This is a genomic window from Actinoallomurus acaciae, from assembly GCF_042429965.1.
Classification (GTDB): domain Bacteria; phylum Actinomycetota; class Actinomycetes; order Streptosporangiales; family Streptosporangiaceae; genus Actinoallomurus; species Actinoallomurus acaciae.
In genome coordinates this window covers 1-26805 of sequence record NZ_JBHLZP010000052.1, presented here as the reverse complement: position 1 = coordinate 26805, position 26805 = coordinate 1, and the positions used below count along the sequence as shown (strand labels likewise).

Annotated in this window: 29 protein-coding genes and 1 riboswitch; of the genes, 9 read left to right on the top strand and 20 right to left on the bottom strand. The window is 70.6% G+C overall.

Annotated features, from left to right (window positions below):
- Positions 1-1644: DUF6461 domain-containing protein (locus ACFFNX_RS10220; RefSeq protein ID WP_378198485.1), on the top strand; the 1644-nt coding region annotated here is incomplete at its 5' end.
- A gap of 22 nt (positions 1645-1666) precedes the next feature.
- On the opposite strand, the gene ACFFNX_RS10215 is transcribed toward ACFFNX_RS10220, so the two are convergent.
- Complete coding sequence (locus ACFFNX_RS10215) at positions 1667-2548, bottom strand: LysR family transcriptional regulator (protein WP_378198481.1); 882 nt, start codon at positions 2546-2548, stop codon at positions 1667-1669.
- A 137-nt stretch (positions 2549-2685) separates the two neighbouring features.
- Between ACFFNX_RS10215 and ACFFNX_RS10210 the strand changes: the two genes are divergently transcribed.
- Positions 2686-3684: a substrate-binding domain-containing protein gene (locus ACFFNX_RS10210; protein ID WP_378198478.1), complete on the top strand. Its 999-nt coding sequence runs from the start codon at positions 2686-2688 to the stop codon at positions 3682-3684.
- Here ACFFNX_RS10210 and ACFFNX_RS10205 read toward each other — a convergent pair.
- Both ACFFNX_RS10205 and ACFFNX_RS10200 read right to left on the bottom strand, forming a co-directional pair.
- Complete coding sequence (locus ACFFNX_RS10205; RefSeq protein WP_378198475.1) at positions 3660-4430, bottom strand: dienelactone hydrolase family protein; 771 nt, start codon at positions 4428-4430, stop codon at positions 3660-3662. The two genes, ACFFNX_RS10210 and ACFFNX_RS10205, sit on opposite strands and share 25 nt — an antisense overlap.
- Positions 4431-4682: 252 nt before the next feature.
- Positions 4683-5495 (bottom strand): MerR family transcriptional regulator, encoded by an 813-nt coding sequence (locus ACFFNX_RS10200; RefSeq protein ID WP_378198472.1) that lies wholly within the window; start codon positions 5493-5495, stop codon positions 4683-4685.
- Positions 5496-5585: 90 nt separating this feature from the next.
- Between ACFFNX_RS10200 and ACFFNX_RS10195 the strand changes: the two genes are divergently transcribed.
- Both ACFFNX_RS10195 and ACFFNX_RS10190 read left to right on the top strand, forming a co-directional pair.
- Complete coding sequence (locus ACFFNX_RS10195) at positions 5586-5942, top strand: nuclear transport factor 2 family protein (RefSeq protein ID WP_378198469.1); 357 nt, start codon at positions 5586-5588, stop codon at positions 5940-5942.
- Between the two features lie 4 nt (positions 5943-5946).
- The gene (locus ACFFNX_RS10190; protein WP_378198466.1) at positions 5947-6846 is read left to right on the top strand and encodes an LLM class F420-dependent oxidoreductase; all 900 of its coding nucleotides are present in this window, start codon (positions 5947-5949) and stop codon (positions 6844-6846) included.
- Here the strand turns inward: ACFFNX_RS10190 and ACFFNX_RS10185 are convergent.
- Complete coding sequence (locus ACFFNX_RS10185) at positions 6817-7809, bottom strand: C40 family peptidase (RefSeq protein WP_378198463.1); 993 nt, start codon at positions 7807-7809, stop codon at positions 6817-6819. The genes ACFFNX_RS10190 and ACFFNX_RS10185 overlap by 30 nt on opposite strands.
- A gap of 5 nt (positions 7810-7814) precedes the next feature.
- Positions 7815-7952: riboswitch (cyclic di-AMP (ydaO/yuaA leader) on the bottom strand.
- A 200-nt stretch (positions 7953-8152) separates the two neighbouring features.
- Between ACFFNX_RS10185 and ACFFNX_RS10180 the strand changes: the two genes are divergently transcribed.
- Complete coding sequence (locus ACFFNX_RS10180) at positions 8153-8869, top strand: hypothetical protein (protein ID WP_378198460.1); 717 nt, start codon at positions 8153-8155, stop codon at positions 8867-8869.
- A 32-nt stretch (positions 8870-8901) separates the two neighbouring features.
- On the opposite strand, the gene ACFFNX_RS10175 is transcribed toward ACFFNX_RS10180, so the two are convergent.
- The gene (locus ACFFNX_RS10175) at positions 8902-10263 is read right to left on the bottom strand and encodes a cytochrome P450 family protein (RefSeq protein WP_378198457.1); all 1362 of its coding nucleotides are present in this window, start codon (positions 10261-10263) and stop codon (positions 8902-8904) included.
- 199 nt (positions 10264-10462) lie between these two features.
- Positions 10463-10963, bottom strand: coding sequence for a nitroreductase family deazaflavin-dependent oxidoreductase (locus tag ACFFNX_RS10170; protein WP_378198454.1), 501 nt, complete (start codon positions 10961-10963; stop codon positions 10463-10465).
- 107 nt (positions 10964-11070) lie between these two features.
- Here ACFFNX_RS10170 and ACFFNX_RS10165 point away from each other — a divergent pair, with 107 nt between their 5' ends.
- Positions 11071-11706 (top strand): TetR/AcrR family transcriptional regulator, encoded by a 636-nt coding sequence (locus ACFFNX_RS10165; RefSeq protein WP_378198451.1) that lies wholly within the window; start codon positions 11071-11073, stop codon positions 11704-11706.
- Positions 11707-11787: 81 nt separating this feature from the next.
- Here the strand turns inward: ACFFNX_RS10165 and infA are convergent, their stop codons facing one another.
- The 5 genes from infA to ACFFNX_RS10140 all read right to left on the bottom strand — a co-directional run bounded on the left by infA (position 11788) and on the right by ACFFNX_RS10140 (position 15189).
- Positions 11788-12012: a translation initiation factor IF-1 gene (gene infA / locus ACFFNX_RS10160; protein ID WP_378198448.1), complete on the bottom strand. Its 225-nt coding sequence runs from the start codon at positions 12010-12012 to the stop codon at positions 11788-11790.
- A 3-nt stretch (positions 12013-12015) separates the two neighbouring features.
- Positions 12016-12771 carry a GNAT family N-acetyltransferase gene (locus ACFFNX_RS10155; protein ID WP_378198445.1) on the bottom strand — a complete coding sequence of 252 codons (756 nt, stop codon included), beginning with the start codon at positions 12769-12771 and terminating at the stop codon, positions 12016-12018.
- A 190-nt stretch (positions 12772-12961) separates the two neighbouring features.
- Entirely contained in the window at positions 12962-13318 is a 357-nt protein-coding gene (locus ACFFNX_RS10150; RefSeq protein ID WP_378198441.1) for a YciI family protein, read from the bottom strand.
- Positions 13319-13375: 57 nt separating this feature from the next.
- A complete protein-coding gene (locus ACFFNX_RS10145) occupies positions 13376-14104 on the bottom strand; it encodes a class I SAM-dependent methyltransferase (protein ID WP_378198438.1) in 729 nt (242 codons plus the stop codon).
- Positions 14105-14160: 56 nt separating this feature from the next.
- Entirely contained in the window at positions 14161-15189 is a 1029-nt protein-coding gene (locus tag ACFFNX_RS10140; protein ID WP_378198435.1) for a medium chain dehydrogenase/reductase family protein, read from the bottom strand.
- Between the two features lie 98 nt (positions 15190-15287).
- Between ACFFNX_RS10140 and ACFFNX_RS10135 the strand changes: the two genes are divergently transcribed.
- On the top strand, positions 15288-15962 hold the full coding sequence (locus ACFFNX_RS10135) for a TetR/AcrR family transcriptional regulator (protein ID WP_378198432.1): 675 nt from the start codon (positions 15288-15290) through the stop codon (positions 15960-15962).
- A gap of 9 nt (positions 15963-15971) precedes the next feature.
- Here the strand turns inward: ACFFNX_RS10135 and ACFFNX_RS10130 are convergent, their stop codons facing one another.
- The 5 genes from ACFFNX_RS10130 to ACFFNX_RS10110 all read right to left on the bottom strand — a co-directional run bounded on the left by ACFFNX_RS10130 (position 15972) and on the right by ACFFNX_RS10110 (position 19786).
- Positions 15972-16934, bottom strand: a complete 963-nt coding sequence (locus tag ACFFNX_RS10130; protein WP_378198429.1) for a hypothetical protein — start codon at positions 16932-16934, stop codon at positions 15972-15974.
- Between the two features lie 140 nt (positions 16935-17074).
- A complete protein-coding gene (locus ACFFNX_RS10125) occupies positions 17075-18061 on the bottom strand; it encodes a hypothetical protein (protein ID WP_378198426.1) in 987 nt (328 codons plus the stop codon).
- Positions 18058-18372 (bottom strand): hypothetical protein, encoded by a 315-nt coding sequence (locus ACFFNX_RS10120; protein WP_378198423.1) that lies wholly within the window; start codon positions 18370-18372, stop codon positions 18058-18060. The genes ACFFNX_RS10125 and ACFFNX_RS10120 overlap by 4 nt, the downstream gene beginning before the upstream one ends.
- Positions 18373-18386: 14 nt before the next feature.
- Positions 18387-18746, bottom strand: coding sequence for a YbaB/EbfC family nucleoid-associated protein (locus tag ACFFNX_RS10115; protein ID WP_378198420.1), 360 nt, complete (start codon positions 18744-18746; stop codon positions 18387-18389).
- Positions 18747-19210: 464 nt separating this feature from the next.
- Positions 19211-19786 carry a helix-turn-helix domain-containing protein gene (locus ACFFNX_RS10110; RefSeq protein WP_378198416.1) on the bottom strand — a complete coding sequence of 192 codons (576 nt, stop codon included), beginning with the start codon at positions 19784-19786 and terminating at the stop codon, positions 19211-19213.
- A gap of 48 nt (positions 19787-19834) precedes the next feature.
- Between ACFFNX_RS10110 and ACFFNX_RS10105 the strand changes: the two genes are divergently transcribed.
- Entirely contained in the window at positions 19835-20626 is a 792-nt protein-coding gene (locus tag ACFFNX_RS10105; RefSeq protein ID WP_378198413.1) for a class I SAM-dependent methyltransferase, read from the top strand.
- 10 nt (positions 20627-20636) lie between these two features.
- Here ACFFNX_RS10105 and ACFFNX_RS10100 read toward each other — a convergent pair whose 3' ends face one another.
- Complete coding sequence (locus ACFFNX_RS10100) at positions 20637-20936, bottom strand: DUF1905 domain-containing protein (RefSeq protein WP_378198410.1); 300 nt, start codon at positions 20934-20936, stop codon at positions 20637-20639.
- 10 nt (positions 20937-20946) lie between these two features.
- Positions 20947-21615 carry a TetR/AcrR family transcriptional regulator gene (locus ACFFNX_RS10095; protein ID WP_378198407.1) on the bottom strand — a complete coding sequence of 223 codons (669 nt, stop codon included), beginning with the start codon at positions 21613-21615 and terminating at the stop codon, positions 20947-20949.
- A gap of 102 nt (positions 21616-21717) precedes the next feature.
- On the opposite strand from ACFFNX_RS10095, the gene ACFFNX_RS10090 reads away from it, so the two are divergent.
- Positions 21718-22446, top strand: a complete 729-nt coding sequence (locus tag ACFFNX_RS10090; protein WP_378198404.1) for a hypothetical protein — start codon at positions 21718-21720, stop codon at positions 22444-22446.
- Here the strand turns inward: ACFFNX_RS10090 and ACFFNX_RS10085 are convergent.
- Both ACFFNX_RS10085 and ACFFNX_RS10080 read right to left on the bottom strand, forming a co-directional pair.
- A complete protein-coding gene (locus tag ACFFNX_RS10085; protein ID WP_378198401.1) occupies positions 22391-22807 on the bottom strand; it encodes a hypothetical protein in 417 nt (138 codons plus the stop codon). The two genes, ACFFNX_RS10090 and ACFFNX_RS10085, sit on opposite strands and share 56 nt — an antisense overlap.
- Positions 22808-26515: a DUF6531 domain-containing protein gene (locus ACFFNX_RS10080; RefSeq protein WP_378198398.1), complete on the bottom strand. Its 3708-nt coding sequence runs from the start codon at positions 26513-26515 to the stop codon at positions 22808-22810.
- Positions 26516-26805 lie beyond the last annotated feature (290 nt).

Below are 26805 nucleotides of genomic sequence, written 5' to 3'. Positions count from 1 at the left end.
GCGCACGGCGCGGCACGGCTCGCGCTAGCGGTGGTCACCGCCGCCCCGGTGGCGCACCGGGTGGGCGTCCGGCCCTGGGCGATCGAACCACCGGCGGTGCTCGGCGTCGCGATCGGTGCCGCGGTGCTCCTGCTACGCGAGGCTCCGATGCCCGCCGGCTACGCCGCCGCGCTGCTCGCCCGGGCGCGGGAGGACTACCTCCTGCCCCGTAACTCCAGCGGATCCGCGCCGGTGTCGGGGCACCGGTTCGCATTGCTGGAGGGTACCGAGATCCCGGAGGCCGACTTCGGCGGCAACGGGCTGGTCGTGGTCGTTCCGGGCGGTGCGGTGATCCGTACCGGCGTCGAGACCGGGCATGCCCGGATCCTGTTGCGCGTGCTGGACGGACCACCGCCGGACGTCGCGACCGGCTGGGAGGAGATCGTCGAGGTCAGCTGGCGGGCGGCCGTCGGCGGCGCCTCGGTGGTCGGGGCCCGCCCGGTCGAGCCGCACCTGCGCAAGGTCACCCCACCCTGGCCGGGCGACTACCGGCTGCGGGTCCACGCCCGCGGTCGGGACGAGACCGACGAACGCGACACCGAGTACTACGAGCTGATGGTGTGGCAGGCGCCCGCCGCGCCCGAGGTCGTGTACGCACGCACCGACCGGCTCGGCCACCGGCTGCGCGGCGAGCCGGAGCCGGCGCGGCCCGAACGGCCCGAGGCCGCCTACCGGTGGCTGCGCCGCAGCTCGCTCGCGGAGGCCGCGACGGTCACGGTGGTGACCGGGGCGGACATCGCGGACGTTCTGCGCGCCTTCGGCGCGGACCCGGCCCGGCCGGAGTCGATACGGGACATCGAAGAGGACCTGATGAGCCGGCAGTCGATCGATCCGTGGGTCGCGGTGCTCGACGTCGGTGGCGCCGTGTTCGCCGTCGAGTACAACGGCTGGCAGGGCTCGAACGCGCCCGTGCTGGCCCGGGCGTCCGCCGGTGGGCGGGCCGCCGCCATGTTCTGGAACGTCAACGCGGTGACCCGGCTGTCGTTCGCCGAGCACGGCGAGGTGCTGCTGTCGGTGGAACCGTTCGCCGACCTCGACGCGCCACCCCAGGTCGCGCCGGCGCTCGCGGGCCTGGACTTCGCCGACCACCACCGAGGCAAGTGGCTGATGGGCCTGGTCGCGGTGCAGCGGTTCACCGGCCACGGCATCACCGCCGAGGACCTGGCCCGGATCGAGGAGGCCGACATCGGTTTCCGGATCGTGCCGGACCTGCCCACCCTGTACCCGCGCCGGGAGCGGCCCGGCGACCCGCCCGACCTCGCCACCGAAGCGCTGATCGGGCTGCCCGAACCACGACTGCGGGACCTGGCCTGGTGGGCCGCCGCGGAGGCCGCCCGCTACGCCGGGCTCGGCGAAGACCCCGACATCGTCGCCACCGTCGCCGCTCGCACCCTGACCTCGGAGGCTCACCTGCGCGCCCGCCGGTCTCAACTGGACGGCGGCGAACACCGGTGGGTCTGGCTCGCCCTGCACCGCGCGACCAACCCGGACCCGGTCGCCGCGGTCACGGACACCGTGGAGGCGGCCCGCTACGCGGCCGGGCCGTACGCGGCGAACCTGGTCGCCGACGTTCAGCTCCGGGCCGCCGGATCCGCTCCGCGATGACGGCACGGCGATAGCCGGCCCGTCAGCTCCGCCGGTCGCTCGCGTGGCCGTCGCAGGCCGCGGCGGCGGTGCCGACGAAGGACCGGATGAGCGGGTCGGCGCGGTCACGGCGCCAGGCCACGACGAGCTCACTCGGGGCCCGGTCGACGACCGGGACGACGACGAGGTTCGCGGGTAGTTGCTGGTCGAGCGGGGCCAGCGCGGCCGTACCGTTCCAGAGCACGGCCTGGAGGCACTCCTGGATGGTGCGCATCGGCGGAGTGCCGCGATCGGGGGGAACACCGGGCACGGTCCAGTAGGCGCGCCACCGCTCGTCGGTGCCGTCCGGCAGCCGGACCCGCCGACGTCCGGCGAGTTCCGTCGTGGTCAGTCTGTCGCGTACGGCCAGCGGGTCGTCGGCGGGCAACACGGCGCCGACGGGCTCGGTCCGCAGCGTGCGGAGTGCCAGGCCGGACGTCTCGAACGGTGTCCGGGTCAGGGCGACGTCGACGAGATCGGCGCGCAGTCCCGCACTTGGGTCGCCGAGGTCGGCCTCGTGGATCGCGATGGTGACGTTCGGATGCGCCTCGCGGAAGCTCCTCACCAGGGACGTGCCGAGGTGCTCAACGGTGTCGGCGAGAGTGCCGACGACCAGGGTCGCCGGGCCCGTCGCGGCGGCGACGCGTCCGCACAGCCGGTCGGCGTGATCGAGGAGGGCCCGTGCCTCCCGCAGCATCACCGCACCGGCGTGGGTCAGGTCGACCCCGCGTGGAGTGCGCTCGAACAGCGCACCGCCGAGTTCGTCTTCGAGCCGTCGGATGGCCCTGCTCAGCGGAGGCTGGGTCATGTGCAGCCGCTTCGCGGCGCGGCCCACGTGGCGTTCCTCGGCCACGGCGACGAAGTACCGCAGCGAGCGGAGTTCCATGGGGCGACTCTACTTGCCGATACCCGGGGGGTATCGGGCCGAGAAAACCGGACTTGGACGCCGCTCCGGCGCCGGTCGACGATCGATGGCAGGCCGGACCGCCACTCCCGGCGGGCCGCGTGACGAGAGGGGCGGCGATGAGCGTTCTCGACCTGACGATCGGGGTGTTCCGCTACGACACCACCCGGGCCCTGTTCGACGGCGACGTCACCGTCGACGGCGCGGATGCGACGTTCGCCTCGGCGGGCACGCTGCCGGAGATCTTCACGGGCCTGGCGCGTGACCATCGCTACGACGTGGCCGAGTTCGGCATGACCTTCTACCTGCGCTCTCTCGACGAGGGCGCACCGTACGTCGCGATCCCGGCCTTCCCGAACCGGGTCTTCCGGCACTCGTGCGTCTTCGTCAACCGCCACAGCGGCATCACCGGGCCGCAGGACCTGGTCGGCAGGACCATCGGCGAGTTCGGGGTGTACGGCCAGGACTCCGGCGTGTGGGCCAAGGGCATCCTCATGGACGAGTACGGGTTCCGCCCCGAGAGGAACCGTTGGCTGATCGGCGGCCTGGACCGGCCGGACGCGCCGTTCGACTTCGTCTCCCAGCTGCGTCCGGCCGGCATCGACATCGGCGATGTGCCGGCAGGTGAGTCCTTGGGCCGGATGTTGCGGGCAGGCGAGATCGACGCCCTGTTCACCGCCAACGTGCCGCAGGCCGTGCTGGACGGTGCACCGGAGATCGTGCGCCTGTTTCCGGATTACGAGCAGCGTGAGCGCGACTATCACCGTCGTACGGGCATCTTTCCGATGATGCACACCATCGCTGCGCCGCGTGAGCTGCTCGACGCCCATCCGGGGCTCGCGACCCGCGTCTACGAGGCCTTTCTACGGTCGAAGGACATCGCCGCCGACCGCTATCGCCAGGGCCGCCGGCTCTATGAGGTGCAGAGCATGGTGCCCTGGACCAACGCTCTCGTCGAGAAGAACCGCGAGCTGTTTCCCGAGGACTGGTTCGCGTACGGCATATCGGCCAACCACGCCGCCATCGACACGTACCTGCGTTACCACTATGAGCAGGGCCTTTCGACACGGCGCTGGGCGGTCGAGGAGATCTTTCACCCGGAACTGCTGGACACGTGAGCCCCGAGGTGACGGGCGTAGAAACGCGCCTCGTCGTCGACCTCGAACCGGGGTGTCTGGTTGTGCCTGCCCGGGTTGGCGTGCAGCGTCTTCTCCTTCGCGGCGAAGGCGTCGAACAACGCCAGATCGGACCGGCGGTCGATCTCCTCGTCGTCCCAGGGGAGCAGGAACAGGATCGGGATGGTGACCTGCCTCGCCGCCTCGATCAGGGCCTCGTACACCAGGACCCCGCCGAAGGTCGCGGCGGTGATCCGGGGTTCGACCGCCGCCAGGTGCAGGCCGATCGCGGTGCCGAGCGTGATGCCGCTGTAGCCGATCGGGGCCTCGGTGCCGATCTCGGGCAGTGCCTGGAGGGCGTCCAGGGCCGTCTGCCACTCCGGCACGGCACGTTCGGCCAGCGCGGCGTTGTACTCGGCGACGATCGGGCCGATCGGCTCGCCCGCCGCCCGCGCCCGCAGAAGGGCGTCACGGGCCTGGTCGTCCTGTGCCGTACGCGGGCGATCGCCGTGTCCGGGGGCGTCGATGGCGGCCACGGTGAACCCGTAGCCCGTCACGTGGTGGCGGGCCCGGGCCATGATCCCCGGTGTTCTCTTGTGCAGGCCGCCGGTGTGCCCCATGAGGATCAGGGGCGCGCTCTTCGAGCCGGATGCGGGCGACCAGAGCACGCCGGGGACTCCGGCCACCGTGAAGTCGCGTTCGAGGACACCGTCCGACGATGTCTCCGCAGTGAAACGTACAGAATCCATGGGTCTTGCCTTTCGGGAGTGCCTTGCTGCGGCGCTCCCGGCGACCCCTACGTCAATCGCCCGACCGCGACGAAGCGGGGAGCACCCACGTCGTTACAGCGTTCATGGGTCTCACCTCCTCGCGTCCTGTCACGGCCTTCCGTACGGTAACAGCCCGAGCAACACCCCGCCCAGCCATTTTTGCCTGGATCGCAGTCGATCCAATGGCTCGATCGCACGCGCGGGCGGCCTGAACCGGCACCGCGTGATGGGTCAGCCCGGTGCGACGCGGAAGATCGGCCAGCCGATCTCCGTGCGCCAGGAGTCCGGGTCGGGGTCGTCGTACGGCCCCACCAGGTAGGTCTCATGCACCGGGCCGTCGACGACGAGGGCGTGGTCGGTCACGTAGCCACCGAGCCGTCCGTACGTCACGTCGATGTCGTCATGGGGCCCGTGATGCACGGTGACCGCGAGTTCGACGGCCGGCAGGACGACCGGCCGCACCCGGCCCACGGCGGGCGGGTCCGCGACCGGACGATAGACCATCACGTCGCCGCGGCCCTCGGCGAAGAGTTCGCCCGCGTACCTGCCTCCCGGCGGTCCGGTCGGCCGCCGTCCGGCGAGCGCGGCGCCGAGTTCGGCCATGGCCGAGTCGTACCAGCCCAGGACCCGGACCTGGTCGACGACCTCCCCGACGGCGGCCACCGTCATCGACGGCACCGACCGCAGTTCGACGTCGAGCCGCTCGGGCTCCGGCCGCAGCAGCCGCCGGAGCGAGGTCACGGCCGTTCTGGTCCGGTCCAGCTCGGACTCCAGCCGGCCCAGATGCGCGGCGACCAGGGACGCGCGGACATCCGGGTCCGGCGTGGTCAGCACCTCGCGTACCTCACGCAGGGGCATGTCCAGCTCGCGCAGCCGGTGGATGACCTGCGCGGCGGGGATCTGTTCACCGGTGTAGTACCGGTACCCGCTGTCCGGATCGACGAGGGCCGGTTCGAGCAGGCCCCGCTCGTGGTATCGACGCAGCGTACGGACGCTCAGGTGAGTGATCTGCGCGAACTCGCCGATGGTGAGACCGGGTCGCATGACAGCACTGTGCACCCTCTCCTCGGGAGAGGGTCAACCCGCCCCGGCCGGACTTGACCCTCTCCCGAGGAGAGGCCGCACGGTGGCCCCATGACAGACGACACCCAGGCGATCGACCTGGACCGGCTCCCCCGAACGATCGCGGACTACCTCACGGCGCACCGCGACCGCGACGCGGACGCGGCCATCGCCTCCTTCGCCGGCGACGCGACGGTGGTCGACGACGGAAGGACCTACCAGGGGTCCGCCGAGATCCACCGCTGGCTGGACCGATCATCCGCCGAGTACACGTACACCATCGAACTCGTCGACGCCGAGAAGATCGACGACGAGCACTACACCGCCATCAACCACCTCGAAGGCGACTTCCCCGGTGGGGTCGTCGACCTGCACTTCCGGTTCACCCTCCGCGACGGGCGCATCGCCCACCTGGCCATCGAGGCCTAGCGCCATGGCGCTACGGCTCGGCACCTTCGGGGCATGGTTCAACCCGTCCTATGACGATGACACTCGCGTGCGCTTCGTGGCCGAGGCGGAGGCGCTCGGCTTCGGGACCGCGTGGCTGGGGCTGGGGAGGCGGGCGCTGCCCGACCTCGCACTCGTCGAGCGCGCACTCGACGCCACCAGTGAGATCGTCGTGGCCACCGCGATCGTCAACATGTGGACCAACGACGCGGCGTCGATCGCGGAGTCCTACGAGCGCATCGACGCGAGGCACCCCGACCGGTTTCTGCTCGGTGTCGGCATCGGCCATCCGGAATCGATCACGCGATTTCACTCACCGTACGAGACGATGGTGTCCTACCTGGACGAACTCGACGCCGCCGTCCCCGCCGACCGGCGCGTCCTCGCCGCGCTGGGTGACCGCTCTCTGCGACTGGCCCGGGACCGGGCGGCGGGTGCCCACCCCTACCTCGTCGTCCCCGGCCATACTCGTCACGCCCGCGACCTCCTCGGCCCCGGCGCCCTCCTCGCGCCCGAGCACAAGGTCGTCGTCGGCGCCGACGCCGGCCACGCCCGCGCCATCGGCCGTGACTACGTCGCCGACCCGTACCTGGGCCTGCGCAACTACGTCAACAACCTGCTCCGCCACGGCTTCGGCTCGGGCGACATCGCCGACCGGGGCAGCGACGCGCTCATCGACGCCCTCGTCGTCCACGGTACTCCGGAGACCATCGCCACCCGTCTCGCCGCCCACCTGGAGGCCGGTGCCGATCACGTCGGCGTGCAGGTGCTGGTGGAGCCGGGCCATGACCCGATGCCGGGCTACCGTCGACTGGCCCAGGCGCTCTTCCCCGGCCCCGGTGGCTCGGGCTCGTCGCTACGGACGGCCGGCGCCGACGAAGTGTGAGACCCAGTAGGAGTTGGACATGCTGGCGTACTGCACGTCGGTGCCGGTGTGCGGGGCGTGGATGAACCTGCCGCCGCCGACGTAAATGCCCTCATGGCCGAGGCTGTCGAAGAAGACCAGGTCACCGGGGCGCAGGTCGGACTTGGCGACATGGCGGATGGCGTTGTACTGGTCGGGGACGACGCGGGGAAGGCTGACGCCGGCGGCGCGCCAGGCCATCATCGTGAGCCCGGAACAGTCATAGCCGCTCGGGCCGGTACCGCCGAAGACGTAGGGCTTGCCGAGCTGGGCCTTGGCATAGCTCACGGCCTTGCCGGCCTGACCGGACACGGAGCCGGTGGGGCCGCCGCTCGAACCGCTGTTCGTGCCTCCACTGGAGCTGCCGGCCTTCGCCAACAGCGCCTTCTGCTCGGCGATCGCCTTCTCGACCACGGTTTTCTTCTTCTTCAACGCGGCCGCGGACGTGGTGATGGTCCGCAGTGTCGACCGGGCTTCTTCCCGATCCCGCTGGAGGCGTTGGGCGGATGCCAGGAGTGCGGTCACCGCCTGGCTCTGATTGCGCGAAAGCTCGGCGAAGGTCGACATGTCCTGCAGCGCCGCGTCGGGGTCTTTGGAGGCGGCGAGCGCGGTGTCGTCGAGGGTGCCGTTCTTATATGCGGCGACGGCCATCTGCGCCACCCGGACGCGCAGGCTCTGATATTGAGGTTGTTCCGTTTTCAGCTGTTTATTGATCGCGGCAAGATGTTTCTTCGCCGCGGTCAGCTCGGTCTCGGCCTTGTCGTACTGGTTGGCGAGTTTGTCCACCTGACTGTTGAGCTTGTCCAGTTTCTTTCTCGCGGTGGCCGCCGACGACCCGGCGGCGCTTGCGCCACTCGCGGGAAGCAGGAGGGCGGCGCTCACCAGCAAGGCGGTAATGCCTCCCCGGCGGCCGAAATGGGTGCGCCGCGAATATGAAGTCGGCACGTACGAACTCCTCTCCTCACGCCTACCGGGTTAGCTGCCGGGTTCGGGCGGGAGATGCCCTACCGAGCGCGGACGCTGCGGATTCACCCCGAAAACGTGGGTCCCCGGTTCCCTGATCTGCAGAGATTCGGCCGGCGGCCATGTTCCGGGTGGGAGACACGGGACCACCGAGTTCTGTGGAGTGTAGGGGATGAATGTGGGCAAAGCTATCAAATCGTGATTAAACGCACGCTTCGTACATGGTTGATCGCGTGGTGCAGGCGGCGGCGGTGAGAAATGTCCCGGGCGTCCGCCCCGCATCACCTTTCGGGGTGTGCGTCCCTAAGGCCCTAAGGTGGGCCATGTGAGCATGCCGCCCGTTCCCGGTGCCATCGGCGATGTCATGAGCACCGTTCTCGTCGGCCTGCCCTTGGGCGGCCATATCGCGATGTGGCAAGACGCGGGTCCCGTGTCCTACTGGCGGGTGATCGGGTCACCGCCGCTGCGTGACCGGCTCGGTCACGGAGTTCTGGCTCGGTCCGAGGTGGCACCCCGGCGGTTCCGCGAGGCCGGCCTGTTCAACGCCGAGAACTCCGTGCTGTTCCTGCCGGACCGATACCGCACCGCGGACGGCCAGGCCGGCGGGGTCACGGTGCAACTGGAGCCCGTGGCGCCCGACGTCGCGCGAATGGCGGCCGGGCGGGACGATTTCATCGCGTTGTTCCAGTGGATCGGCGCCATCGCGTTGGCCGCCGCGCGCCGGGGTGAGTTCCTTGCCGTGGAGACCGGCGGCTGGCAGATCCCGTTCACCCCGTACGTGTTGATGATGGCCGCGCTCGCACCGGATGACGCCTGGTACTCGCACGTCGAGACCGGCCCGATTCCCACCGGCGCGCCGATCTGGCGCGACCAGCGGTCGGACGCCGACGCCACCTCGCAGGTGTTGCGCGGCCCGGCGCGTACGGACACGATCGCGGCGGCCGGTCACCTGGCGAGCTACGCGATCAGCACCTGGCGGATCCACCCGTTCGAACTGGGACTGTCCTTCGGCCCGAGTCCGTTCGGCCCCTGGCCTGGCTGAGGTGGCACGACCCGGTTCTCACCGGCGATCGGTCAGTCCGCGTCCCCGCCCCACCAGTTCGCCAGGCGGCGCCACCAGCGGGCCGGTGCCTCGGGCGCCGGTGCCTCGTCGGCCGGTGTCTCCGGTTCGTCGCTCCTCGGTTCGGCCACCGCGTCCGGCCCGGCGGGCGGAGCCTGCGCGGGAAGGGGCGGGAAGCGTACGGGCAGCGAGGACAGGGCGCGCTGGATGAAGCCGGGGCGCCAGGTGAGCTCCTCGACGGGGGTGGCCAACCGCATGTCCGGCAGCCCGTCGAGGAGCTTCTCGATGGCGATCGTGGCGATGATGCGCGCCTGCCCCTGAGCCGGGCAGGCATGCGGCCCGACGCCCCACGACAGGTGGGCGCGGTTGCCCGCCCGGTCCTCGGCCCGGGTCGCCGGATCGTTGTTGGCCGCCGCGAAGCTGATGACGACCGGCTGGTCGGCCGGCAGCCGCACGCCGTGGAAGTCGAGCGGCTCGACCGGATAGCTGACTCCGAAGTTCGCGAGCGGCGGGTCCGTCCACAGGACCTCGTCCAGGGCGTCCTCGACGGACAGGCTTCCGCCGGACAGCTCACCGCCGAACCGCTCGTCGGACAACAGCAGCCGCAACGTGTTGACGATCAGGTTCTGCACGAGTTCGCTGCCCGCGCCGACGAGCATCACGATCTGGTGCGCGACCTCCTCGTCCGTGAGCCGGGCCGGATGGTCCATCAGCCACGTCGTCATGTCCTGGCCCGGGTTCTCGCGCTTGAGCGCCATGAGCTCCAGGACCGCCAGGCCGAGGGTCATGTTCGCTTCTTCGGAGTTCTCCCACTTCAGGACCTCCCGTACGGCCGCGACCATGCGCTCGCCGAGCTCGGCCGGGCAGCCGCACAGTTCGTTGAACACCAGCAGCGGGAGCACCAGGGCGTACTCGGTGCGCAGGTCCGCCTCGCCCAGCGGACCCATCTGATCGATGAGATGGTCCGCGCTGCGCTCGACGAAGGTGCGCAGCGCGTTCAGATCGACCTGGTCCAAGGTGTCGGTCACGGCCTCGCGCAGCCGCGAGCGGAGGGGGTCGTCGGTGAGGTTGCACGTCGGCCGGTACGCCATGATCGGCAGGACCGGGCACTCGGGCGGGATCCCCTGCTGCCACCGGCGGGCGTCGCGGGGGAACTTCACCTGGTCGCGCAGGATTTCGAGCGCGACGTCGTAGTCGGTGACGAGCATCCCGGGCACGCCGGGGGACAGTTCGACCGGCGCGATGGGGCCGTGCGCCCGGAGCAGGCGGTAGACGCCTTCGGGATCGGCGGCGAACTCCGGCCCGTGCAGCGAAGGGGGCCCGTCGGCGGCCGAGCCGTCCGGCGACGGCGCAGGACTGGAGTCGGGCGAGGTCATTTGCACTCCTGACCAGGTGCTTTCGAGCAGCAGCATGGTGGACGCCCGATGTCTCGTGCGGGGGTGGAGATCCACGGTGATCACCGGGTCACGCATCGAAGCCGACAACGCTACACTCGGCGATCTTGCCGTCGCAAATAGATGCCCATGGGCGAAGCGCGAACTCTTGGGGGAGCCGAATAGGCATCCTCTGGCCGGATCATGAATCCGCGGACCGCGCCGACCTGGGTGGATGGTGCCGGGCTGACGGGCGTAGCCGTACGACCGCGGTGCCGGCCGCGAGTGCTCGGCGTAGGTCGGCGCGGTCGGGGCTGCCGTCAGGCTCGACGCCGATGCCGGCAAAACGGCCATGCACCGGATTGCCGCGCAGAATCACCCGGTACAGGTCGGCGGCCTCCTCCTCGTCCGTCACCACGTCGGCCTCGGCTTGGCGGTCATGTCCCCGAAAGCGGATGTCGACCGGCTCGCCGGGGCGGAGATTGCGTCGCCAGGTTCCGGCCGTACCGATGAGCAGTGCGCCGTCATGCTCCACGTAGCCGACGGGCAGTGTGTACCTGCGGCCGGTCTTGCGGCCGGTCACCGTAATGATCAACAACCGGCCGCTGAGAAGGCGGTGCAGGGGTGATCGCAGCAGGGCGCGGACGAGGGCATCGCCGGACCGCTGCGTACGGGAAGGGCGGCGCTGGACGGGCGTGGACATCGACGGCATCTCCTTTGCACCAGAATAATTACTGAGCTGATACTCAGGAAAGTATGCGTGGGCGGGCGATAAGGCAAGATGCCAGACGTGAGGGAGCGAGTCCGGTCATGGCCGTAGCCGACAAGTCGCCCGGCGCGCCCCGGCGAGGCCGTCCGGCCACCGGGGTACGCGAGGCGATCCTCTCGGCCACCGAGTCGATCCTCGCCGACGCGGGCGTCGCCCGGCTGTCGACGAAGGAGGTGGCGCGCCGGGCCGGTGTGGCCGAGTCGAGCATCTACTACCACTTCGGGGACCGGCTCGGTCTCCTCCTGGCGGTCGTGCAGACCCATCTGCCGCCGGTGAAGCAGGTGCTGGAAGAGCTCTACCGCACGGCGGGCACCGGCGAACTTCGCGACGACCTCATCGCGCTACTGGACGCCTTGGAGCGGTTCTTCCGGCGCGCCCTGCCGATCGCGGCGGCCATCGAATCGGACGGCGAGTTGCGTAAGGCGTTCGCCGAACGAAGCAGCCGACTCGACGTCGGGCCGCACCGGGCCATCGAGGGTGTCCGCGGCTACCTCGCCGAGCAGCGCGGCAGCGGCCGTCTGCCTCGGTCGCTCGACCTGGACGCCACCGCCCTGCTTCTGGTCGGCGCGGCCCACCAGCGTGCCCTCCAGCGACGCGGTTCCGCGGCGGCCGCCGATCTCGCCTCGTCGGCACAGTTGGTCGACGTGCTGCTGCCGACGCTCAGCGCGACCCCGTAAGAGGAACCCGTCGTAAGGCCCGGCTGAAACGTGGTTTCAGCCGGGCCGTTCTACGGTTCAGCTCCGGTCGGTCGCCCGCCGCTAGTTCCGGTACCGGAAGAGGATCCGGCCGCGGGTCAGGTCGTACGGGCTGAGCTCCACGAGCACCCGGTCATACGGCAGGATCCTGATGTGGTTCCTGCGTATCTTCCCGCTGATGTGCGCGAGCACCTTGTGCCCGTTCTCCAGCTCCACCGTGAAGTTGGCATTGCGGAGACACTCGATGACGGTGCCTTCGACTTCGATGCCCTTTACCGTTCTGGCCATTATTCAGCGGACCACCAATTCCAGGTTGCTGCTCGTGCGCCGGGCGCCGATGCTCTCGGCCAGCGCCAGGGCCGCGTCGTTGGACTCGTTCACTTCGGCCGATGCCGTCTCGACCCCGGAGCGGTGCAGCGAGCCCAGCACGTGAGCCAGCAGCGCCCGGGCGACGCCGCGGCGGCGCCGGTCGGATCGGACCGCGAGCAGCCCGATCCGCGGCTGCCGGGTCACCCGTCCCGCGACCCGGAGCAGTCCCACGTATCGATCGGCCTGCGCCGCCACCGCGCACTTCAGCGGGTCCAGCGGCGGAGTCCCGTCCGGCCGGGCCAGGACCTCGGCCGGCATCGACGCCCAGCCGACGGTCGCGTCGACTTCGGCGCGAATCGCCTCGTACACCTCGCGCAATGGGACCTCCCGCGCCGCGCCCACGGGCACGATCGTCACGCCCTCCGGGCAGGGCGCCGAGCCGAGTTCCGTGACTCGCGGGTCGGTGGGAAGGAGGTATTCCCATTCGCGGCGCCGGGTCGCGAAACCGGCCCGCTCCCAGCAGGACGTCAGGTCGAGGTCGGCCTCGTCGACCACCGTGTACAGCGGCCTTGGAAGGTCCGCCAGCATCGCATCGGCGAGTTGGTCGAAGACCGCGTCGTGCCACGAGTCGATACTGACGAATACGCGCCCGTCGGGTCTGCGTGAAGTGTCACCACGGCCGACCACCCGGTCGCCCTCCACCGCATGCCATTCGCGCTCCGCGACCCGCGTGATCACGATTTCGTGCATAGGTTGTTGCCTTTCGGGAGTGCCTTTTGCCGAGGCGCTCCCGGCGACCCCTACGTCAATCGCCCGACCCGTGACGACGAGGGGAGCACCCACATCGATACAGCGTTCATGGGTCTCACCTCCTCGCGTGATGTCACGGCTGTGCGCACGCTACCAATCGAACGCCATCCCGCCCAACCTATTTTCCGGTGGCCGGGTCGGCCTGTGGCGTCTCCCGCAACGGCCAGACCTCGACAACGCCATGGGTGACCGCGCAGGGGGTCTTTGACACGAGTCGGGCGGCCTCCTCCAGCGTCGCCGCTTCGATGATCGCGAACCCGGCGACCGGGAGGGCCGACGACATGAACGATCCGCTCTCCACGCTCGTGCCGGCACCGTCGTGGTTGCGCACCTGTACGGGCGAGCCGGCGATTCCCATATCGACTCCGGCCGCGCGCAGGCGAGCGTCATGCGCGTGCGCCTGGTCGCGGACCGCCGCGTCGGTGCGGTCGTAGCCTTCCCGGTCGCCGTACCCGATGGTCACGAACTTCGCCATGACAGGTCCTCCTTCGAGTCGTTGGACTGCTCGCAGGTACGGACCGTCGTCGCGCCCTCAACTCATCGGTGCGTCCGGCGCTTTGCGCGCGAGGACCAGGCCGCACCGCGGGCTGCCGTCCGCGCGTCGGCCAAGAGCCGTCAAGGGGACCATCGTCACGGTGAACCCGGACGCCGTCAGGTCGTCGCCGACCGCCCGTAGCCCGCACGTGCGGTAGTACATGACGAACGGGGGCCGCCACACGGCGTTGCGGGCCCGCATGGCCAGGTCGAATCCGAGCAGCGCCCAGTACAGGCCCGAGGTGACGGGCTGCGGCGAACTGATCGGGAGGGCGAAGAGCCCGCCGGGCCGCAGCGCGCGGTACACCCCGGCGAACAGCGCGGGCCGTTCGGCGGGCAGAAAGTGCCCGAGCGCCCCGAAGCTGACCGCCAGGTCGAAGGCCTCGGTGAAGGGCAGCGCCCGGACGTCGGCCCGTACCCACGCGGCGTCCGGGTGCGCACCGCGCGCCCGCGCGAGCATGCCGGCGCTGAAGTCGACGCCCGTGATCCGCCCTTGGCACAGGGATTCGAGGACCCGCGCGCCCGCACCGGTGCCGCAGCACACGTCCAGTCCCGGGCCGAACGGACCGAGCGGTCGCAGCGCGTCGGCGGTCGCGTCGAGGATGCCGTCGGGGGTGCGAAAGGGCGTGTGGTCGAACTTCGGAGCGAGCAGGTCATAGCCGCGCTCGACCGACGATAGCGCCTGCGTCGCCAGTTCGCGCAGAGACGGGCCTTGAGGCGAGAACACGGGCCAAGGGTACTTCCCGGAGCACGTCGGGCGGTCATACCGGGAAGCGCCGGCGGTCAGGGAGTGAGGATGACCTTGCCGGTGACGGTCTTGGACTCGGCCAGGCGCAGGGCGTCGGCGGCCTGGGCGAGAGGGAACCGGTCTGCGACCTGGGCGGTGATGTGCCCGTCGGCCATCGCCCGCAGGACCTGGGTGAGGTCGTGCCGCAGCCGGTCACGGAACCTCCGCTTGGCCAGACCACGGCCGGCCCAGATGTTGTAGAAGTAGGCGCGCCGTCCGTTGGGCAGCGCGTTCCAGGCCCAGACCCGGCCCAGGATCTTGAATACCGGCAGCTGTCCGGAGCCGGTGTCGTCGAGGGTGGTGGCGCTCCCGTAGGCGACCAGGGTGCCGCCCGGGGCGAGCAGCCGCCATGAGGCGCGCACGCTGTCGCCGCCGAGGTGGTCGAAGACCGCGTCGACACCGCCGGGGGCGATCTCGCGTACGGCGGCAGGCACGTCGGCGCGGTAGTCGATCGGGGCGACGCCGAGGTCGCGCAGTCGGTCGTGGTTGCGCGCGGAGGCGGTGCCGATCACCCGCACCCCGGCGAGGCGGGCCAGTTGCGCGAGGGTGGAGCCCACGCCGCCGTTGGCGCCGTGGACCAGGATCGTCTGGCCGGACTTGATCCGGGCCTTGCGATGCAGCATCTGCCAGGCGGTGATGCCGTTGACCACGACGGTCTCCGCCTCGGCCGGGTCCAGGCTGGCGGGCACCGGCACCACGTCGGCGGCTTCGACGACCACGTGGCTGGCCCAGCCGCCCACCTTGGTCAGCGCCGCGACGCGCTGCCCGATGAGGGCGGAGTCCGCGTCCGCTCCGACGGCCTCGACGATTCCGACCAGGTCATAGCCGGGCACGAACGGAAACGGCGGCTGGTCGTAGTACCGGCCCCGGCGCATCTGCTGCTCGGCGAAGGACACGCCTGTCGCCTCCATGCGGATCACCACCTGCCCGGCGGCGGGTACGGGGGCCGGTGACGTGCGCACCCGCAGGCCGTCGGGGGCCACCACGCCCGGAAGCACGATCTCGGTGCGCTGCTCTGTCGTCATGTCCGCCACTCCTGTCGTTAGTACTTCTTGTGTTAGTTAGAAGGTATAACGAGAGTATTATGTGCTCACTAAGGTGACGTCAAGCGAGGGGTACGGACATGGGCGATGCCGTCAAGAGCCCGCGGGCGCGATACCGCGAGCAGGTGCGCGACGAGATCAAGGCGCATGCCTGGACGCAGGTCGCCACCACCGGCGCGTCGGCGCTGTCCCTCAACGCCATCGCCAAACAGATGGGCATCAGCGGCCCGGCTCTCTACCGCTACTTCCGCAGCAGGGACGAGCTGATCACCGAACTCGTCCTGGACGCCTACCGCGACCTACTCGATACGTGTCGGGCCGCCGTGAAACCTGACGACGCGCCCGAGGTGAGGCTGGCCGCGATGGCATCCGCCCTGCGTCGGTGGGCGCTGGACGCTCCGCATCGCTACCTGCTCATCTACGGCACGCCGGTGCCCGGGTATGCCGGCCCGCCCGAAGCGACCACGATCGCCGCCGCTCTCATGACGATCCTGCTCGACGCCTTCGCCGAGATCGACGCGGCGACCGGGCCCGTCCCCGAGACGGCCGCGGACCTCGAAGACCACCTGGCCGCTCACCGCCGGTGGGCGGCCGACCACCCCGCCCCGCCACCCGCCCTGCGCCGCGCGCTCAGGCTCTGGACCCGGCTGCACGGCGTCGTCAGTCTCGAGGTCGCCGGCCACTTCACCGGCATGAACTTCGACCCCGGCCTGCTCTACGCCGCGGAAGTAGATTCCGCCATCGGCGCGCCGTGACCTGGGAGTTCAGTCGAACTGGCTGACCACGGCGGCGAGCCCGCACGGCGCGTGCAGGAACAGGAAGAAGGCTCCGTGGTCGCCCGAGCCGAGGATGTCGGCGCCGACCGCCACGGCTCCGACGTAGTTCATCAGGCTTCCGCAGGCGGGACAGTCCGGATGGTCGGGGTCCTGGACCCAGCCGGGACGTCCGCCGAGCGTGGACCGGCCTTCGCTGTCGCCTCCCTCGAACCCGCCGTGCCGTTCCTCGCCGAGCGCGAGGCGTACGGCGGGCGGATCCTCGGGTACCAGATTCCGTTCTTTCAGGTAGGCGGGCCGGGTGGTGTGCTCGGACCAGGCCGCGTCGCCGTCCGGGCCCACCCGCGTGAAGACGGTGGCGTACGTGGAGCAGCACAGGCAGGTGACGATCCGCAGCCGTCCCCGCCAGCCGGTGTGGGCGAGGGCGGCGGCGAATCGCGGATCGGTGGTGTCACCGTCGAGCACGGTCAACAGCACGGCGGTGCACCACGGGCATCTCTCCTCGGCGCGTACGCGGCCGGCAGGTGAGGGCTCGGGCACCAGGCGGTAGGCGACGTCCGCGCAGATCTCCCGTCGGCGTCCGTGATCGTCGAAGTCCCAGCCGTACTGGTGCAGGAACCGAGCGAGGCCGGCCCGGCTCAGGTCGTACGGAGGGCGCTCCAGCCAGCGGCGGAACGCGGCCTCCACGATCGGGCCGCGGGTGGCAGTGAGGATCGCCACGAGGCCCTGTTCGGAGGGGTCACCCGACTCGATCCGCCGTACGGCCTCACGCTGGAAGTCCTCGTCCGCCTCGCCGAACAGGTTTATCGGGATGTACACCTCCGCGTCGATCAGGCGCGCGAGGTGGGGGCGCAGCCCCCGCAGCATCGCCGGATCGTCCTCGACCAGGTCCTCGAGTTCGAAGGCCGCGTCGTCGTCGCCGGCCAGGATCTGGTCGACAAGTTGGGTGATCACGGACGGATGCTAGCGCGGCGGGCCGAGGCGAACGTGCAGGTCCGTCCGCGAGACCCATCGTCTCGCGGGCCTAGGTGAGTCGACTCGTCGCATAGGCCCTCCACTCGGGTCGATGCGACCATGGCGCGGGCTGACGGCCCTCACCCGGCGGGTGGCTCATTCGGGGCCAGCGGTTCGTAGGTCTCACTGAATTCTTTGCCGCCGATGATGTAGCGGTCCGTGGTCATGGTCTCTGGGGCGGCCGGGTCGACCGCCATTGCGAACTTCGAGCCGACGCCACCTTCCTGTGAACCGCCCCACGGGGGAGCGATCGTGATGTGCTTGCCGGTGGGGTTGTCGAACGCGCGCACCATGCCCTTGGGCCTGGCAGTCCCGTCGCCGGAATCGTCGTAACGCTCCGCGAACCTTTCCTGGCCGAGGATCTGGCTCTCACCGCCCGGATTGGTGACGATCTTGGAGCCGGGCTCTGTCACGTAGTTGGTCGTCTCGTGGGTTCCGTCGGCAAGTACCGTGTCGACTCTCTCCCCCACGCGCCCATCGCGCACTCGCACCATCGCGGTCTTCCGGTACAGCGGGGCCTTCCCGAACTCGTCCGTCATCTTCCGCGAGTGCACGTTGACGTACCGTCTGCCCTTGACCCGCGCGTTGATCCGCTTGGTCAGCGCGCGGAGCAGCCGGCTGACGTCTTTCATGCCGGCGCGGATCATCTCGGAGATCCGCCTGGCCATCGCGATGAGCTGCGCAAGCGTCTCGGGGAAGAAGGCGACGACGGCGACCGCGGCGACGGCGAGTACGGCGAGGACTCCCATGGCCCAGTCGATAAGAGCTCGCGTGATCCGCAGCCCGTCCGCCGTGTGGCTGAAACGTTCGGCGAGATCGCCGGCTTCGGACAGAGCGCCTCCGGAACCGGTCAAGTTCGCGTGCACCGCGTTCGCGGCCAGTCCCTGGTTGGCAGCGGCGAGCTGGTACGCGAACCCGCTGTCGGTGGCGAGTTCCCGGTAGTAGGCGGCCGCCGCGTCGACGGCAGCGATGTGCTCGTCGAGCAGATCGAGATCAGGCAGTGGGGGGACCCCGAGAATTGTCAGACCGGTGGCGACGTACGGATCGCTCAGCAGGTCGCTGCTCATGCACGTACCTGACCAGCACACGCCACGTTCGCCGTGTTGACCTGCTCGACGTCCACATTCTGGCCGGCCATGACGACCTGGCCGTTACCGGCATCGCTCAGGTTTACCCCCAATCGCGCGCAATTCTCCAGCAGGGCATTCCTCAGCTCCAGGTAGGGCAGGGCGAACTCCTCATAAGGCAACGGGGACCCTTCTGCCCACTGGGTTCGCAACCGCTCGAGAAACCCCGCGTGTTCGCCCGCCAGTGCCTGGAAGCGGCTTCCGGAGTGATACCGGCCGTTCGCGTCGATCGTCGTCGTCTGCTCATCCAACGCCTGCCCCGCCCTCACCTGTCGTCCAGCCGCCGCAGTGCCTCATCAAGCGCTGTGGAGAATCGGAGAAAGCCAAGGCCGGCCTGGGCCTCCAACTCATCCAGCCGCCGCACCAACACGCTTGGGTCCAGGCCTTCCGGTAGCGCCTGGGTCCCTGCGGATTCGTCGATCTGCCCGCGCAGGTCCTCCTGCGCGGCACGCACCGCGGAGACGATGTCCTCGGCCAGCGCCGCAGAGCCCAGCCGCAACGCCCGCGGGTTCAGGCGCAGGTCTGCGAGCAGCCCATCAGCACCAACCTCGGCGCTCACCAGGCCGCGAGCGGACTCTCCCACTCCGCGGGGATCGGTGTCCTCCGCCGGGCGCGATTCGATCATGGACGGCAGTGTAATGACGTCCTGAGCAGCGCAGAAGCGTCAGATGCTGCAACAGGGCAAGGATTCCACTTCCGAGAACACGAACCCGGTCCCGGCAACGGCCGCCGAACCGTCGGCGCCGCGTCGCCGGGGCGGGCGGCCCACCCCGCTGCCGGAGGACTTCGCCGAGTTTCTGGAGACGTACACGGCGGATTTGGAGAAGGTGCCGCTGGCGGCCGACACCCGCCGCACTTACGTCTCCCGGGTCCGAATGTTCCTGGCCTGGCTCGCCGACGGGAGTGGACGTCGCCGGCTCTGCGGCGACCCGCCGGCCAACCCGATCGCCCGCGACTGGGCGGTCCGCGACTACCGGCTGTACCTGCTGCGCGAGGCCACGCCGAAACGCTCAGTCCGCTACAACGCCCTACGACTGCGACGACGCCTGGCTGCCTTTCACTTGGTCGCACGGACCCGTGTGGAGGGCCTCATACGGCGTGCCCCGCCGGCCCCAGGTGGGTGCGTTCGCCGTCGTGGTCGAGGATGCACAGGACTTCGGCGGGGCCGTCTTGCGCGCCGAACGCGTGCGGCACCATCGTGGAGAACTCCGCCGCCTCGCCGGCGCGGACCAGGATCGTCCGTTCGCCGAGCCGCAGCACCACGGTGCCGGACAGGACGGTGAACCAGTCCCGGCCCGGATGCACCCGCAACTCGGCGGGGACCCGCCGGGTCACCCGCAGCTTCGCGACCGTCACGCCGTGCGGCGCGCCCTCGCGGGACAGCAGCCAGGTGGTCATGCCGCGCGCCTCGTCGCGGTGCGGGCGGATCACCACGTCGTCGTCGTTGTCCGACTCCACCAGCTGATCAAGCGTGATGCCCAGCGCCCGGGCGATCGGTGTCAGCTGGTCCAGGGCGATCCGTCGATGGCCCGTCTCGATCCGGCTCAGGGTGGACGGGCTCAGGTAACTGCGGGTCGCCAGTTCGTCCAGCGACCAGCCGCGCGCCACCCGCAACCCCCGGATCCGCTGCCGTACGAGGGCGTCCAGCTCGCCGTCTTGCGTCATACGCAAGATGCTATGCCTATGACGCAAACCGTGGGTACGGTCGACGGCATGACGCACTCTCATTTCGCCGAACTGCTCGACCTCGACGCCGACGTCCTGCACGAGTACCACCACGACCTGATCGACTGGATCGGCTCTCTGACGCCCGACCGGCCGCTCGTCGTCGACCTGGGCGCGGGCACCGGCACCGGCGCCCTGGCGCTGGCCCGGCGGCTGCCGGACGCGCGGGTGGTCGCGGTGGACGTCTCGGAGCCGATGCTCGAGCACCTCCGGAACAAGGCCCGCGAACTCGGCGTCGCCGACCGGATCCGTACCGTCCAGGCGGACCTGGATGAGTCCTGGCCGGCCCTCGGCCCCGCCGACCTCGTGTGGGCGTCCGCGTCGCTGCACCACATGGCCGACCCCGGCCACGCGCTCGCGCAGGTCCGCGCGACGCTCCGCCCGGGCGGCCTGCTCGCGGTCGCCGAACTGGACTCGTTCCCGCGCTTCCTTCCGGACGAGGCCGGTGCGGCTCTGGAGGAACGCTGCCATGCCGTTCTCGCCGAGATCCGGGCCGAGGCGGGACTGCACATGAACGAGGACTGGGGCGTCCGTCTGGCCGGGGCCGGCTTCACCGTCGAAGCGGAGCGTCGCTTCGACATCGACCTGCGACCCCCGCTGCCTGCCGCCGCCGGCCGCTACGCCCAGGTCTCCTTCCAGCGCACGCGGCACCGGCTCGAAGGCCGCCTCGACGCCGACGACCTCGCGGCCCTCGACACGATTACGGCGGGCCTACTCGACCGTGACGACCTCACGGTGCAGGCCACCCGAACGGTCTGGCTGGCCCGGCGCCCCGGCTGATCGCCGGGGCTCAGAAGTCGATGAGCTCGACGGTCACGGTCGCGACGTCGCCCACGTCGAGGGCCTCGGCCGTGCGGACGGCACGCTTGATGGGCAGCACGTAGCCGCGCGTGCCGTCCGGGAAGATCGAGGTCGTCCACGTGCTGCCGCCGACCGAGACCCGCACCCGCAGCGAGCCGAAGCCGCGACGCGCTCCGGCGGTCAGGTCGCGGATCTCGTCGGACTCCTCGGCGGGCAGGCTGACGAAGGTCCACGTGTCGGCGCGCCGGGCATCCCAGATCCACAGCTCACCCTCGAACACCACCACCATGGACGCAGCATCACACGAGGGACCGACAACCGGGCGGGCCGTCGTGTGCGGCGCCGGGCTCGATCGTTGTCCGAGCGGCGGCGCAGAGCAGGCGCACGCTCCGGAGGAACTTCTCGTCCGAGGTGTGGCCCGGGGCCTCGGTGATGGTCATCGGGAAGCGTTCGTGGAGGTCGGCGACGTCCTGGTGGCCGACGGCGGGGGTGGGTGACTCGCTTTGTTCCTGCAGCACGAATCCGGTGATGTGGCTGAGCAGTGTGTCCGCGACGATGATCCGATGCCCGGCGGGCACGCCGGCGTCACGTAGGGTCACCAGCAGCCGTTCCATCAGGGACAGGGCCCCGGTGCTCAGCATTTTCGGGCCGTCGGCGAGCAGGATGGGCCCGCCCGGGTGCCGCCGGATGCTCTCGCGCAACGTGACGGCCTGTGCCTCGATCCGCGCCTGCCAGTCCGCTCCCTCCGGCAGGGCCGCCAGTGCCGCGCTGCCGGCGTCGTACGCCTGCCGGGCGATCCGATCGGCCATCAGCGCCAGCAGGGCGTCCTTGTTGCGTACGTGGTAGTAGAGGCTCCCGGCGTGCACGTCGAGACGTTCGGCCACGCGCCGCATGGACAGCCCCTGGTAGCCGACCTCGGCGAAGGTGGCCATGCCCGCGTCGATGATCCGATCCGTGCTCAGCTTCACGACATCACCGTAGCGCACTTTCAAACACTGTTTGAATAATCCGTGCGCCGGCGTTAGGGTCGGCGCCAGCGGATTCAAACGCTGTTCAAAAAGGGGGCCGGGATGAGTGGGCTGCTGTTCGACCTCACCACGGCGGCGCTGATGGTGCTGATGTTCAAGGCCGGGCAGGTCATGGTGGAGCGGGACGCGATCGGGTGGCGCCGCATCCCCTGGGCCGCGGTCGGGCTGACCGCGGTGGCACTGGCCGGGGTGGTGACTCAGCTGTGCTGGCACGGAGCGATGGCGGCCCTGGACTCCGACCCGGGCAAGGCCGGCTGGTGGCGCGTGGTCACCTCGGTCTTCATGCAGAACGGAGGCGTCGTCGGGGCGGCATGGAACATCGTCACCCTCGCCGTCATCGCCGCCCTGGCCGAGCGGGTCTGGAACGGGCCGCTGACGCTGGTGCTGTTCGCCGCCGGGATGCTCCTCCCGCAGCACCTCGACACGCTGTTCGGCGCGACCGGGGGCAGCACCGATCCGCGCGACTTCGCCGGGAGCTCCGGAGCGACCTACTTCCTCGGCGCGACTCTGGCCGGGGCTCTTCTCCTGGGCGGCCACGCCTCCAAGGAGCGGCTGCTCGCCGTCACCGTGCCGGTGTTCGGCCTGGTGCTGTGGTTCGCGCAGGAGAACGGGCACGGACTGGTCGCGGCGTACGGCTTCGTCCTCGGCGTCCTCGTCCGGGGACTGGGGCGGATCCCGAGCGTGACGACGGCACGTCCGGTCTCGAACGCGCGGCTCAGGGGCGCTCGGGGGGTTGCGGGGCGGCCCGGCGGTCGTCGACGGCGGCGATGAGGCGCATCGCCGCGTCGTCGTCGACGCGATAGGGGGACGCGACGGTCTCCAGCCAGTCGCGCCGCTCGGCGGCGCTCAGGGTCTCCCAGCGGGGGTGCCGCGCGGCATAGCGCGCGACGAAGGCGAAGACCGGGTCGTTCCGCGTGAGGTCATAGGTGCGGCGCCATGACTCGGCACGGCCCGCGTTTCCGCTTTCCTCGTGCGCTTTCACGATACCGGCGAACAAATTCCGGGCCGCTCCGGCAAAGGGCGGGCTGCCCGCATACATGTCGGATTCTTCCGTGTCGGAGAACTTGAAGGCGACGACACCTCGGAGCAGGGCCTCGGCCTCGGCGACATCGGCGAATTCGAGCGGAACCATTTAGAACGGATTCTTTCCTGAGTACAGAATCTGGCTGCGCGGAATGCGGATGGAGCCCCAGTGGATCACTTCATTCGGCTGCTCTCCGGGGACGAATACCGCGCCCTCCGGCCGCTGGAAGGCTATCATGTGCTCGCCCTTTCCGGCATAGAGCGGGTTGCCGATGAAGATGTTCGTCTCGACCTCCGACGGCGACAGCATGTCCTGCGTGAAGAAGACCTTGCCCCGGCTGTTGGCGACGAATTTCGCCTCGTCGCCGTTCCCCATGATGGACTTGAGCCCGTCCTCATCCGTGTAGTGGAACCAGGTGTCCTCGTTCATGTTGTCGACCATCGAGTCGACGTCGCCGACCTTGTACGGGGACAGCCCGAGCGGGTCGATCCGGATGATGGGGTTGTGCGTGTACGCGTGCGGGTTCGGCTGCGGCGCGAGGCCCAGCGGGTCGGGGGCCTGATACCGCGCCGTGTCGGGGTCGTAGTAGCGGAAGTAGTTGTAGTTCAGGCCGGTCTCGGGGTCGTGGTACTGCCCGGGGAACCGCAGCGGGCAGGCGTCCTCCCGCCCGGCCCCGTCGAGGGGCGCTCCCCAGAGGTCGGTGACGGGACGCCAGGTGACGCTTCCGGCCAGGTCGACCATCTCGGTGGCGCTGCCGGTGAGATCCGTGACGATGGCCCGGAACTCCCGATCGACCCATTCCTGGGGCGCGTCGCGGAGGGGTGCGCGTTCGACCTGCGTCAACGGCCGATGCGACCCGGGGCGATGGTTCCAGGTGAGGACGCGCCGGACGGGCCCGTCGTGCCGCCAGGTGGTGTGCGCCTGCTCCGCGAGGACCTCGCCGTCCCACGTGAAGTCGACCTGCTCCGCGAGCGCGTGGCCGCCGTCGGCGAGCCGCTGTTTGGCGATGCGCCGTCCGAGGGGGTCGTAGCGGTATCGCCACCGGTGCCCGGCCGGCGTCGTGACGGCGACCAGGCGATCGTCGGCGTTCCACTCGTAGTGCCAGGTGAGGCGCTTCCCCGAGAGGGTCCGCACGCTCCGCCTCACGAGCCGGCCCTGACCGTCGTGCTCGTACCCCACGGCGCCCGCACGTCTGATCAGGGTGCCGTCGTAGGCGCGGTCGCCGAGGCTCGGCGGGATCGTGGTCCCCGTCTCCGGCCGATCCGCCCGGGTGATGTTGCCCGCCCGGTCGTAGGCGTAGCGCTCGGTCCAGCCCTGGGCGTGCGCGACCGCGGTGACCCGGCCGGCCCGGTCCAGCGCGAACCGCCGCTCTCCCGACAGGCGGTCGGCGATCCCGGTGACGTTGCCGTCCGGCCGGTACGCGTAGGCCCGGTGCTGGAGCAGCCGCGCCTCTCCCGGCGCGCCCACGGACGGCCCGCGGCCCGTCACCGTACGGGAGGACGCGACCGGCGCTCCCCAGAGCGTCTGGGCGAGGAGCCGGTCGTCGGCGTCCCACTGCTGGTCGAGGACGGCGCCGGTGCCGATGTGCCGGCGGATCTCCCGGCCCGCCTGGTCGTAGCCGAACCGGAGCACCTGACCGCCGGCGTGCAGCGCGGTCGGCCGGCTCGCGTGGTCATAGCTCCAGCCGGACACGGCCCCGGACGGCGTACGGCGGCCGATGCGCCGACCGAGGACGTCGTACACGCTGGACAGCGTGCGGCCGTTGCAGGTCTCGGCGGTGATCCGCCCGGCCGCGTCGCGGTCGAAGCGCAGGTCCGCGTCGGCGTTGACCGCGCGGAGCACCCGGCCGGCGAGATCCCGGGTGAACGTGGTGACCTGGTCGCCGCTCCGCTGCCTGACGACGTTGCCGAGCACGTCCCGCGTGTAGCGGGTGACCTGGCCCGCGCCGTTGACCCGCTCGATGAGCCGGCCGCAGGCGTCGTGCGCGCAGGCGAGCGCCCGGTCGTTGAAGTCGGTCTCCCGGACGAGCTCGCCGGCCGCGTTGTATTCGTACCGCCAGGTCATGCCCGTCGGGTTGGTCACGGCGACCAGGCGCAGCTCGGTGTCGAGGGTGAAGTCGAGCCGGCCGCCCTCCGGCGTCGTGCGCGCGACCGGGGCGTCGAAGTTGGTGTACTCGGTGCGGGTCACCTTTCCGGCGGCGTCGGCGTACTCGACCTCGTTGCCCTCGGCGTCGTACGTCCAGCGCTCGACGCCGCCCCCCGGCAGCATCCGTTCGGTGAGGCGTCCCTCGACGGTCCAGCGCAGGAGGGTGCGGCCGCCCATCGGATCGGTGAGGGTCACCACCCGCCCGAACGCGTCGCGTTCGTACCTTCGTGTCGCGCCGCCGGCCTCGGTCACCTCGACGGGCAGCCCGGCGGCGTTCGAGCGCAGGCGCATCGTGGTGCCGAGGGCGTCGACGACCGAGGCGACGGCGCCGTGCCGGTCGAAGGTGTAGCGGGTGACGGCGCCGAGCGGGTCGGTGAGGGCGACCAGGTTTCCGCGCCCGTCGTAGTCGTACCGGCGGACGGCGCCGCCGGCCTCGACCACCTCGACGGGAAGACCCAGGTCGTTGTAGGCGGCGGTGACGCGGTGGCCGTCGGGCCGGGCCACGGCGGCGAGGTTCCCGGCCGAGTCCCAGTGGTAGCGGGTCGTGTTGCCGAGGGGGTCGGTGTGGGCCAGCGGCCGGTCGTGGCGGTCCCACTCGCGCCGCGTCTCGCGCCCGAGCGGGTCGACCTCGGTGATCACCTGGCCGGCGTCGTTCAGGTGGTAGACGGTCGTGTGGCCGAGGGAGTCGGTGACTCTGGTGATCCGCCGCGCCACGTCGTAGGACAGGGTCGCGTCCAGGAATCCGCCGGAACCGATGCCGCGCACGCCGCGGCCCTGCTCGTCGTACTCATAGCGGTACGCGTTGCCGTTGCGGTCGAGCCATCCGGTCAGCCGCCCCTGCTCGTCGTACGACAGGTGCAGGGATTCGCCGGACGAGTCGGTCACGCCGGTCAGCCGCCCGATCTCGTCGTAGCCGTAGCGGACCAGGGGGATGTCGCCGTCCGGCCCTTCGGTCCGCAGCCGCAGCGACCTGACTCGCCCGTCGGCGACCTCGACCCCGATGCGGTAGCCGCCGGAATGCCGCAGCTCGTGCAGCGTCCCCGCCTCGTCGTAGCCGAGGTCGATGCGGTTGCCGTTGCGGTCGGTGACGGCGCTGAGCGGCAGCCGCCGCACGCCGGGATCGGACGCGGCGAAGTGCCAGGTGCGCCCGGTGCGCCGGTCGGTCACGGTGTAGCGGCCCTCGGCGGTCCGCGAGAGGAACCTGAGCGTGCCGTTCTCCGGCGGGACGCTCTCGCCCGGTGAGGGCACGCGGAAGGCCAGCACCATGCCGTCCTCGCCCGCGAGGTAGACCCCTTCGTCGTCGATCTCCAGGTGCTGGTCGAGGGTGGACGCCCACGAGGCGCCGAAGAGCCGGCCGTGCGTGTACGACGACAGGTGCGTACGCTCGATCACCATCGGCAGGACGCCGTCGAGCTCCACGTCGACCTGCCGGAGCACCACCTCACCGGTGGCCACGTCGATCGGGTCACGGGTCAGGGTGCGCCCGGTGAGCGCCCGGCCGTGGCCGGCCTCGTCGGCGCTCGTCCGGAGGGTCCGTTGCAGGGCCTGCGTGCCGGACCGCTCGGCGTCGGCCGTGACCAGGTGCGTGGCCGGCCCGCGGAACAAACCGCCCACGCGGAACAGCCCAAGGCCCTTGGCGAGGGCCTCTTCCTCCACTCTCCCGACGCCCACCGTTGCCCACCATCCCCAGGTACGGACCGGCCGCAGCACGTCCCCCGACTGCCGTCGTCGTCATCAACCCACACGGTGCCGTGACCCGCAAGTCGTCCCGTTCAATGCTCGGACGCGCGGGGAGGGCGCTACGTTCCCCCGAACCTCATCGGGCGGCGGTCGTGTCGTGTGGCCCGTCCCACGGGCGCCCGACGTCGGCGAGCGCGTCGGTCAGCGCGACCGGGACGCCGACGAGCAGGTCGACGTTGCGGTCGCCCGGGGTCCCGTGCGCGGCCGGGCCGCCGACGCTG

Bases quoted from the DNA above. Each gene is read 5' to 3' on its own strand.
- ACFFNX_RS10215 (WP_378198481.1), bottom strand. From the start codon at position 2,548: ATGGAACTCCGCTCGCTGCGGTACTTCGTCGCCGTGGCCGAGGAACGC.
- ACFFNX_RS10210 (WP_378198478.1), top strand. From the start codon at position 2,686: ATGAGCGTTCTCGACCTGACGATCGGGGTGTTCCGCTACGACACCACC.
- ACFFNX_RS10205 (WP_378198475.1), bottom strand. From the start codon at position 4,430: ATGGATTCTGTACGTTTCACTGCGGAGACATCGTCGGACGGTGTCCTC.
- ACFFNX_RS10200 (WP_378198472.1), bottom strand. From the start codon at position 5,495: ATGCGACCCGGTCTCACCATCGGCGAGTTCGCGCAGATCACTCACCTG.
- ACFFNX_RS10195 (WP_378198469.1), top strand. From the start codon at position 5,586: ATGACAGACGACACCCAGGCGATCGACCTGGACCGGCTCCCCCGAACG.
- ACFFNX_RS10190 (WP_378198466.1), top strand. From the start codon at position 5,947: ATGGCGCTACGGCTCGGCACCTTCGGGGCATGGTTCAACCCGTCCTAT.
- ACFFNX_RS10175 (WP_378198457.1), bottom strand. From the start codon at position 10,263: ATGACCTCGCCCGACTCCAGTCCTGCGCCGTCGCCGGACGGCTCGGCC.
- ACFFNX_RS10170 (WP_378198454.1), bottom strand. From the start codon at position 10,963: ATGTCCACGCCCGTCCAGCGCCGCCCTTCCCGTACGCAGCGGTCCGGC.
- ACFFNX_RS10165 (WP_378198451.1), top strand. From the start codon at position 11,071: ATGGCCGTAGCCGACAAGTCGCCCGGCGCGCCCCGGCGAGGCCGTCCG.
- infA (WP_378198448.1), bottom strand. From the start codon at position 12,012: ATGGCCAGAACGGTAAAGGGCATCGAAGTCGAAGGCACCGTCATCGAG.
- ACFFNX_RS10150 (WP_378198441.1), bottom strand. From the start codon at position 13,318: ATGGCGAAGTTCGTGACCATCGGGTACGGCGACCGGGAAGGCTACGAC.
- ACFFNX_RS10140 (WP_378198435.1), bottom strand. From the start codon at position 15,189: ATGACGACAGAGCAGCGCACCGAGATCGTGCTTCCGGGCGTGGTGGCC.
- ACFFNX_RS10135 (WP_378198432.1), top strand. From the start codon at position 15,288: ATGGGCGATGCCGTCAAGAGCCCGCGGGCGCGATACCGCGAGCAGGTG.
- ACFFNX_RS10125 (WP_378198426.1), bottom strand. From the start codon at position 18,061: ATGAGCAGCGACCTGCTGAGCGATCCGTACGTCGCCACCGGTCTGACA.
- ACFFNX_RS10115 (WP_378198420.1), bottom strand. From the start codon at position 18,746: ATGATCGAATCGCGCCCGGCGGAGGACACCGATCCCCGCGGAGTGGGA.
- ACFFNX_RS10110 (WP_378198416.1), bottom strand. From the start codon at position 19,786: ATGACGCAAGACGGCGAGCTGGACGCCCTCGTACGGCAGCGGATCCGG.
- ACFFNX_RS10105 (WP_378198413.1), top strand. From the start codon at position 19,835: ATGACGCACTCTCATTTCGCCGAACTGCTCGACCTCGACGCCGACGTC.
- ACFFNX_RS10100 (WP_378198410.1), bottom strand. From the start codon at position 20,936: ATGGTGGTGGTGTTCGAGGGTGAGCTGTGGATCTGGGATGCCCGGCGC.
- ACFFNX_RS10090 (WP_378198404.1), top strand. From the start codon at position 21,718: ATGAGTGGGCTGCTGTTCGACCTCACCACGGCGGCGCTGATGGTGCTG.
- ACFFNX_RS10085 (WP_378198401.1), bottom strand. From the start codon at position 22,807: ATGGTTCCGCTCGAATTCGCCGATGTCGCCGAGGCCGAGGCCCTGCTC.